Source organism: Anaerotruncus massiliensis (ex Togo et al. 2026), assembly GCF_030825285.1.
Lineage (GTDB): Bacteria > Bacillota > Clostridia > Oscillospirales > Ruminococcaceae > Anaerotruncus > Anaerotruncus massiliensis.
Window position 1 is genome coordinate 18654 of the sequence record NZ_JAPJQF010000033.1, and the last position, 9581, is coordinate 28234.

The following is a 9581-nucleotide window of genomic DNA, read 5'->3' on the forward strand; positions in this document are numbered from 1 at the left end:
AGGAATCCGCATGGAGCTTTTCCCGATTGAAATACGCCCCCCCTTCCAGCCCCCCTCGGAGGACGCGAAGCTGGTGCTGCTGGCGGACGGCGGCATCCATTTTGACGGCGCGGACCTGCGCCGCCACCTGTCGCGGTGCGTGCGCTATGCCAGGGAGCACCGCGTCCACCTCGTGAGCGGCCTTTTCGTGCACGAGGGGAACCTCTGCCTCTGCCTGCTCGGGCCCGACGGGCAGGCGCTCTGCCGCCAGCCCGCCCTGCACCTCTCCCTCCCGCTGCGGGGCGCGCTGCGCCCGGGGGAGCGGGCCGAGGTCGTGCACACCGAGCTGGGAAACCTCTTCCTCTGCGTCGACGCGGACATCTACCACCCGCAGGTCCTCCGGACCGCCGCGCTCAAGGGGGCGGACGCCGTCCTCTCGGTGCAGTGCCTCGACCCGGCGGAGGAGACCCCCGAGCGCGTCCTCTGCACCGTCTGGAACGCCGCGCAGAGCAACAACGTCTATGTCGCGAACTTCGCGGCGGGCGGCGCGGTGGTCTGCTGCCCCGCGCCCGTCACCCGCGCGGGGGACGGATACCTGGTGCGGCGCACCGACGCGCTGCCCGTGCGGTTCGCGCTCAACATGGAGCGGCTCGACGAGATCCGCGCCCGGTTCGAGCTGATGGAACAGATCAACCCGGCGCTCGTGGAGAACTACGCCGCCGAACTGGGGAGGTAGCCGCATGTGGAAAGCGATTCTGGGGCTGCTGACCTTCCGGCTGTCCTTCGCGGCCACGCCGAAAAAGATCGCCGCCTTCCTCGAGGGCAAGGGGGAGACCGACCGGCGCAACGCCGAATTCGCCGCCCCGGAGGCGGTGCGCGGGGCGGCCGTGCAGCTCGCGCCCCGCGCCTACCGGGACTGGAAGGACTACGCGGCGGAGATCTACCGGCTGGCCAAATCCGCGGTCGACGCGGGCGCGCAGGTCGTCGTCTTTCCCGAGTACGTGGGGCTCGCCCCCCTCACGACCGTCCCCGGCTGGAAGCGGATGCTCCGCTGGATGTTCGGCGGGACCCTGCCCGCCCTCGACGGCCCCTTCCCGCAGCCCATGGACGGACGGCTGGAGCCGGTTGCCGCGGCGCTTCACGGCTACCTCTACGAGCTCTACATGTATACCTTCAGCACGGTCGCCCGCCTCCAGCACGTCTACCTCGTGGCGGGCAGCGCCCTCTTCTGGGAGGAGGGGCGGCTGATCAACCGGTGCGTCGTCTTCGGCCCCGACGGGCAGCCCGCGGGCGCGCAGGAAAAGATCTGCGCGATCGGGCCCGACCGGGCGCTCGGCGTCGAGCCCTCCGGACTCATCGAGCCGGTCGAGACCGCCGTCGGCCCGATCGGCGTCGTGCTCGGGACGGACGCCTATTACTTCGAGTGCTTCAAAATCCTGCGGGAGCAGGGCGCGCGGCTCATCGCCGTCCCCGGCGTGGGCGGCGGCATCCTGCCCGACCTGCTGCGCTGCCGCGCCAATGAAAACGGCGTCTACGCGCTCTACGCCTGCTACGCCTCCGGCGGCGCGGCGCGGTGCGGCATCTTCGCCCCGCTCGACGCCACGCCGGGCAAAAACGGCGTGGTCGCCCTCGCGGACGGCCCGCAGGCGTGCGCGCTCGCGGCACGCACCAACCTGGAAAAGCTGCACCTCGCGGTCATCGAGGGGGAGCCGAACGCCTCCTTCCTCGCGGAGGACTACCTGCACAGCTACCGCTACTGCGGCAAGCTGCCGCTGCTCGGCTGAAACAGAAAAAACCGCCTTCCGCGCCGCGGGAGGCGGTTTTCACGCCGCGCCGCCGGAGGGTGCGGAGCAAAAAAAAGACGAGCCTCGCGGCCCGCTGACAGGTGAAGTGATCTGGAGATAAAATCAAGGAGGGGGGATTAACTTAGAAACGCTGAGTTTCTGAATGTTATTATAACACACCCGCCCCTCCAATTGGTGAACAAATTGTGAACGGACACAAGATATTGTGTCCGTTTTGATATTTTTATCGACAGCTACGCAATCTTTGGAAGAAGGCGGAGAGCTCCGCCGCGCACGCCTCCGCGAGCACGCCCCCGACCACCTCGGGGCGGTGGTTGAAGGGGAGCGCGGCAAAGTCGCTCACCGAGCCGAAGCAGCCCGCCTTGGGGTCGCGCGCGCCGAACACCACCCGGCGGATGCGGGCATTGACGATCGCGCCCGCGCACATCGGGCAGGGCTCGAGGGTGACATAGAGGTCGCACCGGTGCAGCCGCCAGCCGCCGAGCTTCCGGCAGGCCGTGTCGATCGCCTCGAGCTCGGCGTGCGCCAGCGCATTTTTGCCCGTCTCGCGGCGGTTGAAGCCGGTGCCGACGACCTCACCGTCCCACACCGCAACCGCGCCCACCGGCACCTCGCCCAGCTTCGCGGCCTCCCGCGCCAGCTCGAGCGCGAGGGACATGTAGGATTCATCGGTCTGCATGTCGTTCACATCCTTGTAAAGCTCAGGTAGAAGATCCGCAGGTAGAGCGCCAGCAGCAGGAGCATCGGGAAGTTCACGAAAAACCTGCGGTAGCGGGTCCGCTCCCGCAGCGGGCAGCCGCAGGGGCGCAGGGAACCGTCCAGCGCGAGCTTCTGAAAGAGATACCAGAAGCCGAGCCCGCCGGCGCCCAGGTAGACGAGGAATTCCAGCCCCTGCAGGGCCAGCGTCCCAAGGTCGCTCATGTTGACGGTGACGATCGAAAGCAGGACGACCAGGAAATTGTTGAGGAAGTGGATGGCCATGCTCGTCCAGATCGAGTTGGTCTTGACCATGAAGTAGCCGAGCGCCGCGCCCAGCAGGAAGGCGTTGGGGAACTGGACCATATTGCGGTGGAGCAGCCCGAAGAGCAGCGCCGACACGACAATCGCGAACCGGTCCCCAAAGGGGCGCAGGGAGCCGAGCACCACGCCGCGGTAGGTGAATTCCTCGATGAGGGCGGGCAGGGCGGTGGCGTTGAAGATGTAGAGCGCGGCGGCGGCCGGGTCGCCGGGGGTCTCCATCGGCAGGTCGGCGGGCAGCAGCCCGAAGAAGGAGAAAAAAATCGACGCGGCCAGCGAAAGGAGCACCCCGATGACCGAAAGCCCCAGCACGACCGCCGCCGAGGCGGCGAGGATGGGCGGATGGGGCGGATCGTGCGGGACCTGCCGCAGCCGGAAGCCGAGCACCTTCGCGTAGGCGAGGTAGGGCAGCAGGAAGACGGTCAGGTAGACCGCCAGCGAGAAGAGCTCGTTGGCGATGGCGAAGCCGCGCTGCCCCGCGCCGGCGCGGTCGAGCGCGCCGACGATCCAGCCGATGACCGTGTCCGACTGGACGAGGTAGAGGCAGAGGATGTTGACGATGATGGTGAGCGAAAGCAGCGCGCTCTGCATCCGCAGGCGCGAGGCCGCCTCCGCCGGGCCGGGCCGGAATTCCGGCGCCTGCTGCTGGTATTGGCACATGGGCTTGTCCCCTTGTCTATCAAAAAGGCCGCGCGGGCGGCCCGGGTTTCTCTCCGCGTCATATCGCACGGCGGCGGGGCTGTGGGGCCTGCGCGCCGCGCGCCGTTTGCCACGGGCGGACGCTGCCGGCATTCGGCCGATCGCCCGCGCTTATTATAACATAAACCGCGCGAAATGCGAACCCTCCCGAGAATTTACAATTCCGTCATCTTTTATCCTGCCCGGGCGGTTGACAAATTTCCCGCGAGCGGATATAATATCACTATTCTAACTGCAATAATTTAAATTACAGATTGTGAGGAATCCGCATGCAGGGCTTTGCCACCACCGAACACATCAGCTTTCTCCTCGTCTTCCTGGAGGGGCTGCTCTCCTTCTTTTCCCCCTGCGTCATCCCGCTCATCCCCATCTACGTCAGCTATCTCGCGGGCAGCGGCGAACGGGACGAAAACGGAAATCCCATCTACAGGCGTGGCCGGGTGATGCTGCACACCCTCTTCTTCGTGCTGGGAATCTCCTTTGCCTTCTTCCTGCTGGGCATCGGCTTCACCGCTGTCGGTACCTTCTTCAGCGGCCACCGCACCCTCTTCTCCCGCATCGGCGGCATCGTCATCCTCCTGCTCGGCCTCGTGCAGGTCGGCTTCTTCGAGCTGAAATTCCTCCAGCGGGAGCACAAGTTCCACCTCAACGTCGCCGGCAAAAAGATGACCCCCGTCGCCGCCTTCATCATGGGCTTTACCTTCTCCTTCGCGTGGACCCCCTGCGTCGGGCCCGCCCTCTCGTCGGTGCTCATCCTCGCCTCGGGCGCGAAAAGCGCCCTCGCGGGCAACCTGCTCGTGCTCGTCTACGCGCTCGGCTTCGTACTCCCCTTCCTCGCGCTCGGCCTCTTCACCACCCAGGCGCTCGGCTTCCTGCGCCGCAACCAGAAGCTCATGAAATACACGATCAAGGCGGGCGGCGTACTGCTCATCATCATCGGAATCATGACCTTCACCGGCTGGATGAACGGCATCACCAGTTACCTGAGCGCCCCGCGCATCCCCGATTCCGGAACCTCCCAGAGCGAGCCCGCGGCGCCCGTCTCCTCCGAGTCCGCCGCGCCGAGCGGGGCGCCTTCCTCCGAGGCGTCCTCACGGGAGGACGCCCCGCCCGCGCCGGTCGCGCCCGGCTTCACCCTCGTCGACCAGGACGGCAACACCCATACCCTCTCCGACTATAAGGGCAAGGTGGTCTTCCTCAACTTCTGGGCGACCTGGTGCCCGCCCTGCCAGAAGGAGATGCCCCACATAGAGGAGCTCTACAAGGAGTACGGTGAAAATACCGGGGACGTGATCTTTTTGGGCGTCGCCAACCCCAAAACGGACGAAAACCCCTACGGGCAGGACAAATCGCCCGAGGAGATCGCGGCCTTCCTCTCCGACAAGGGCTACACCTTTCCGACCGTGATGGACACGACGGGCGACGTCTTCGCGCAGTACGGCATCAGCGCCTTCCCGACGACCTTCATGATCTCGGCGGACGGCACCGTCTTCGGCTACGCGCCCGGCGCGATGACCAAGGAGATGATGCAGAGCGTCATCCAGCAGACCCTCGACGGCAAGCGCACGGAATAATCGAAAAAGAGATAAGGGGCGGTTCCCGATGGGAACCGCCCCTTATGATCTTCCCTTTTTTCTTGAAAAAGGGAAGCGGAAAAAGCGCCTGAAGCAGGGCCTGCGGGCCCGGGTTAAGGGCTCCGCCCTCGAAAAAGCCCGGCATCCTCTGGATGCCGGGCTTTTTCTCACCCGCCGCCTTTTGAAAAAGGCGGACGAAAACTTTTATTGAGGGGGAACAAGCTCCAAGAGCGCGGCGCGCTCGTTCGGGCAGCGCCCGTCGATCACCGCGTCGAGCAGCGCCGCGAGCGTCCGGCCGAGCTCCGGCCCGGCGGGCACGCCCGCCGCGAGCAGGTCCCCGCCCTTCACCGCGAGCGCGTCGAGCGACCAGCAGTCGCCCTCCTCCAGCACTTCGCCGAGCGTGCGCTCCACGCCGGCGAGCGGTTCCCCGTACGCCGCGCGCATCGCGAGCAGACGGCGGAAGGCCGCCGGCCCGAGCTTCCGCAGCATCCGCCGCACCGCCGGGCGGTCTTCCGCGAGCGGCGCTGTCCGGAAGGCGAGAAGGGCCTTTGCGGCGCGGATCGTTGCGCGGTCGAATTTGAGGCGGCGCAGGGCCGCTTCCGCATCCGCCTCCGTGGAAAAGAGCATCGCCAGCCGCACGGCGGGATCGGCCGGCGCACGCCCGAGCGCGTCCGGGTCGCAGTCCCACCCGGGCAGGACCCGCGCGACCACCTCGGGGAACTCCCGCAGGACGGCGGGGGCGCGGGTTCCGCAGACGATCTTGACAAGCTCCGCCGCGATCCGCTCCGCCGACACCTTCTCAAGCCGCGCGCGGTCCGCGCGCAGGGCGGCGGCGGTTTCGGCCTCGATGGAAAAGCCGAGCGACGAGGAGAAGCGCAGGGCGCGCAGGATGCGCAGTGCGTCCTCCTGAAACCGCCGCGCGGGGTCCCCGACGCAGCGGATCGATTTTCCGCGCAAGTCGTCCACCCCGCCGAACGGGTCGACGAGGCCGGTTTCCGGCGACCACGCCATCGCGTTCACCGTGAAATCGCGGCGGGCAAGGTCCTCCCGGAGGCTGCGGGTAAAGGCGACCGAGTCGGGGCGGCGGCCGTCGGAATAGGGGCCGTCCACCCGGTAGGTGGTGATCTCGACGGGCTCTCCGCCGACGAGCACGGCCACGGTGCCGTGGCGGACGCCCGTCCCGATGACGGGCGCCCCGGAAAACACCGCTTTCGTCTCCTCCGGCAGCACGGAGGTGGTCACATCCCAATCGCCCGGCCTGCGGCCGAGCAGGCTGTCGCGCACGCAGCCGCCCACGACGTACGCCTCATAGCCCGCCGCGCGCAGGGCGCACAGCACATACGCCGCGCCGCGCGACAACGCCAATTCCATCCTTTTACCCCCAAATCAAAAATTTCGCCCGCTTTTTTACACTGAGCCGCAGCGAAGCGTGTCGGAGGCCAACCGCCCGCAGGGCGGCTCTTGGGCCGGAGACAAGGCGGCGGGGCCGCGGGGCAGAGCCCCGCGCCGCGCTTCGCAAAGCACGGAACGCCCAATCCTTCAGGCATATTTTTCGCTTCCCTTTTACAAGAGAAAAAGGAAGATCAAAACAGGCCGCCGCGCGATGCGGCGGCCTGTTCCCGATTCATTTGAGCTTCACATAGATGAGCTTGACGCTGCTGTCGCGGGTGCGCACGCTCTTGATGTCGAAGAGGTCGAGCGACTCGATGAAGGGGGTGAGCTTGGAGAAGCCGAAGTTGCGCACGTCAAAATCGGGGTACCGCTTGACGAGCAGGTTGCCGATCGTGCCGATGAAGAGCCAGCCGTCCTCGTCCGAGTTTTCCGCCACGATCGTGCGGATCGCCTTTTTGATGGTGCGCAGACCGGTCATCTGCTTTTCCTCCGGCTCAGGGCAGGGCTCGGGCGCGGGCTCCGGTTCCGGCCTGGGCTCGGGCTTCGGCTCCTGCTTGGGAGCGGGCCGGGCCTTCTCCTGCTTGGGCTGCTGCTTGGGCTTTTCCGGCTGGGCGGGTTTTTCCGGTTCCTTCTGCTCGGCGGTCGCGAGGATGTCGAGGTATTTGAACCGGTTGCAGGCGGAGATGAACGATTTGGGGGTCTTGCGCTCCCCCATGCCCACGACGGTCATGCCGCTCTCCCGCAGGCGGGCGGCCAGACGGGTGAAGTCGCTGTCCGATGAGACGATGCAGAAGCCGTCCACCTGGCCCGAATAGAGGATGTCCATCGCGTCGATGATCATGGCCGAGTCGGTCGAGTTCTTGCCGGTGGTGTAGCTGTACTGCTGGATGGGCAGGATCGAGTTGTCGAGCAGGACGTTTTTCCACGAGACGAGCGCGGGGCTTGTCCAGTCGCCGTAGATGCGCTTATAGGTGGCGATGCCGTCGTTGGAGATCTCGTCCAGGATGATCTTGATGTATTTTCCCGATATGTTATCGGCATCGATAAGCACCGCGAATTTGCTGTCGCTTGCCATTCCTTCACCTCAATCGATCTAGTTCGGTCTTTGCGGGCCGTCTTGCGCGGCCGGATATTGGCTTTTGGCTGACGGCCTGCGTTTATTATAGCATAAATTCGCGGCGAAAAAGTCGTATCCGGGAAAATATTTGCACGGGGATGCGAAATCCCCCGCCCGCGGACGCGGACGGGGGATTCCAAAAGCCCGGGGGCTTATTTGAGCTCGATCTGGCGGGCCTGCGGCCGGGCGGGCACCTTTTTGGGAAGCTCGAGTTCGAGCACGCCGTTTTTGTACGCGGCGCTGATTTTTTCGACGTCGATGCCGGAGACGTCGAAGCTGCGCGCGAAGGAGCCGTAGCGGCGTTCGCGGCGGACGTAGCCGTCCTCCTTCTTCTCCTCGCTCTCGGCCTTGTGCTCGGCGGAGATCGAAAGGGTGTCGCCGTTGAGGTCGATCTTGATGTCCTCCTTGTCGAAGCCGGGCAGCTCCGCCTGGAGGAGGAACTTGTCGCCCTGGTCGAGGATATCGGTGCGGATCTCGGAGAAGCTCGCCGGGAAATCGCTGAAAAACGTCTTGTCGAAGGCGTCGAAGAAGTTGGAGAGGTTTCTGGTTCTGCGTTCAAAAGGCATCAGGTCAAACATGATAAAATCCCCCTTTAGATGTTGTGTTTTCGCGTTGTTTAACCCAACTCACGAGTTCTGCGAATGTTGCGGCACATGGCGATCATCTTCTTTCCCGGCGCCCGTGCCCGGCGCTCGTTCTTGTTTCATTGGCCTTAGTATAACCCGGGATTGTTACAAAGCAATGCATCATTTATGAATAAACTGTGAATTTTTAGCACTCACAATATAAGAGTGCTAATTCGGCTCAATCTCCGCCAGCACGTCGGAAAGCGCCGCCGCGGACGCCTCCAGCGCCCGGTGCTCCGCCTCGTCGAGCGGGAAGTCAAGGATCTGCTTGATCCCCTCCCTGCCGACGATCGCCGGCAGGCCGAGGCAGAGGTCATGCAGCCCGTAATGCCCGTCCGCCAGCCCCGAAACGGGCAGCACCGAGTTCTCGTCCCGCACGATCGCCTCCGCGATCCGCCGCACCGCTTTGGCGATCGCGTAGTTGGTCGCGCCCTTGCGCTCGATGATCCGGTAGGCGCTGTTCTTGACCTCCTCGTAGATGCCGTGCAGCCCCGCCATGTCGGCGCACTTGCCGCACACCTTGCAGAAATCCGCGAGGTCGATGCCCGACACGTTGGCCGAGCTCCACACGGGCAGCTCGGTGTCCCCGTGCTCGCCGATGATGAAGGCGTGGATGTTGCGCGGGTCGACCTCGAGGTGCTCCCCGAGCAGGTATTTGAACCGCGCGGTGTCCAGCACGGTGCCCGAGCCGATCACCCGGGAGGCGGGGAAGCTGGACAGCTTGAGCGTCACATAGGTGAGGATGTCAACCGGGTTGGCCACCACCAGCAGGATGGCGTCCCGGTTGCAGCGGACGATCTGGGGGACGATCGACCGGAAAATCTTCACGTTCTTGCGCACCAGGTCGATGCGCGTCTCGCCGGGGGACTGCGCCGCGCCCGCCGTGATGATCACCAGCCCGGCGTCGGCCAGGTCGGGGTAATCTCCCGCGTAGACGTTGACGGGACGCACGAAGGGGACGCCGTGGGCGATGTCCATCGCCTCTCCCTCCGCCTTCTTCTGGTCGATGTCGAGCAGCACCAGCTCGGAAAACAGTCCGCTGCCCAGCAGGGTGTAGGCGGTGGTCGCGCCCACCGCACCGCAGCCGATGACCGCGCATTTCTGTAGATTCATGAGGGTTCCTCCTTTGGAATGGTTAATATATACAGTTTTAGTATATTATAGCGCCTTCTGGGAGATCTGGCAAGCGCCGCCAATTGCTATTGTAAACGCCGCCCGCCCGAATATACCGCGCCCCGGCCCCGCGCGTCAAAAAGCGGCCGCGTGCCCCGGCCCCCGCGGCGAAAAAGCAGGGGTCCAAACGACGAACGGCGTTTTGTCCCCAGTGCGCGGCTCCGACGCGCAAACCCGCCCTGCCGGCCCGGGGGGCCGG

9 protein-coding genes are annotated in these 9581 nt (G+C 65.3%); 3 read left to right on the plus strand and 6 right to left on the minus strand.

What is annotated here, in order from left to right:
* Positions 1 to 10: 10 nt before the first annotated feature.
* Positions 11 to 715, plus strand: a complete 705-nt coding sequence (locus RCI06_RS10040) for a hypothetical protein (RefSeq protein WP_101553041.1) — start codon at positions 11 to 13, stop codon at positions 713 to 715.
* Between the two features lie 4 nt (positions 716 to 719).
* Positions 720 to 1763 carry a nitrilase-related carbon-nitrogen hydrolase gene (locus RCI06_RS10045; protein ID WP_306575942.1) on the plus strand — a complete coding sequence of 348 codons (1044 nt, stop codon included), beginning with the start codon at positions 720 to 722 and terminating at the stop codon, positions 1761 to 1763.
* A 244-nt stretch (positions 1764 to 2007) separates the two neighbouring features.
* Here the strand turns inward: RCI06_RS10045 and tadA are convergent, their stop codons facing one another.
* Positions 2008 to 2463: a tRNA adenosine(34) deaminase TadA gene (gene tadA / locus RCI06_RS10050; RefSeq protein ID WP_306575944.1), complete on the minus strand. Its 456-nt coding sequence runs from the start codon at positions 2461 to 2463 to the stop codon at positions 2008 to 2010.
* A 5-nt stretch (positions 2464 to 2468) separates the two neighbouring features.
* A complete protein-coding gene (locus RCI06_RS10055) occupies positions 2469 to 3461 on the minus strand; it encodes a CPBP family intramembrane glutamic endopeptidase (protein ID WP_288234728.1) in 993 nt (330 codons plus the stop codon).
* Positions 3462 to 3769: 308 nt separating this feature from the next.
* Between RCI06_RS10055 and RCI06_RS10060 the strand changes: the two genes are divergently transcribed.
* Complete coding sequence (locus RCI06_RS10060; RefSeq protein ID WP_288234729.1) at positions 3770 to 5074, plus strand: cytochrome c biogenesis protein/redoxin; 1305 nt, start codon at positions 3770 to 3772, stop codon at positions 5072 to 5074.
* A gap of 204 nt (positions 5075 to 5278) precedes the next feature.
* On the opposite strand, the gene RCI06_RS10065 is transcribed toward RCI06_RS10060, so the two are convergent.
* The 4 genes from RCI06_RS10065 to RCI06_RS10080 form a co-directional block, all read right to left on the minus strand.
* Positions 5279 to 6445: a CCA tRNA nucleotidyltransferase gene (locus tag RCI06_RS10065; RefSeq protein ID WP_306575948.1), complete on the minus strand. Its 1167-nt coding sequence runs from the start codon at positions 6443 to 6445 to the stop codon at positions 5279 to 5281.
* 253 nt (positions 6446 to 6698) lie between these two features.
* Entirely contained in the window at positions 6699 to 7541 is an 843-nt protein-coding gene (locus RCI06_RS10070; protein WP_101553030.1) for an NYN domain-containing protein, read from the minus strand.
* Positions 7542 to 7735: 194 nt separating this feature from the next.
* Complete coding sequence (locus tag RCI06_RS10075) at positions 7736 to 8161, minus strand: Hsp20/alpha crystallin family protein (RefSeq protein ID WP_101553028.1); 426 nt, start codon at positions 8159 to 8161, stop codon at positions 7736 to 7738.
* Between the two features lie 216 nt (positions 8162 to 8377).
* Positions 8378 to 9322, minus strand: a complete 945-nt coding sequence (locus RCI06_RS10080) for an L-lactate dehydrogenase (RefSeq protein ID WP_306575950.1) — start codon at positions 9320 to 9322, stop codon at positions 8378 to 8380.
* Positions 9323 to 9581 lie beyond the last annotated feature (259 nt).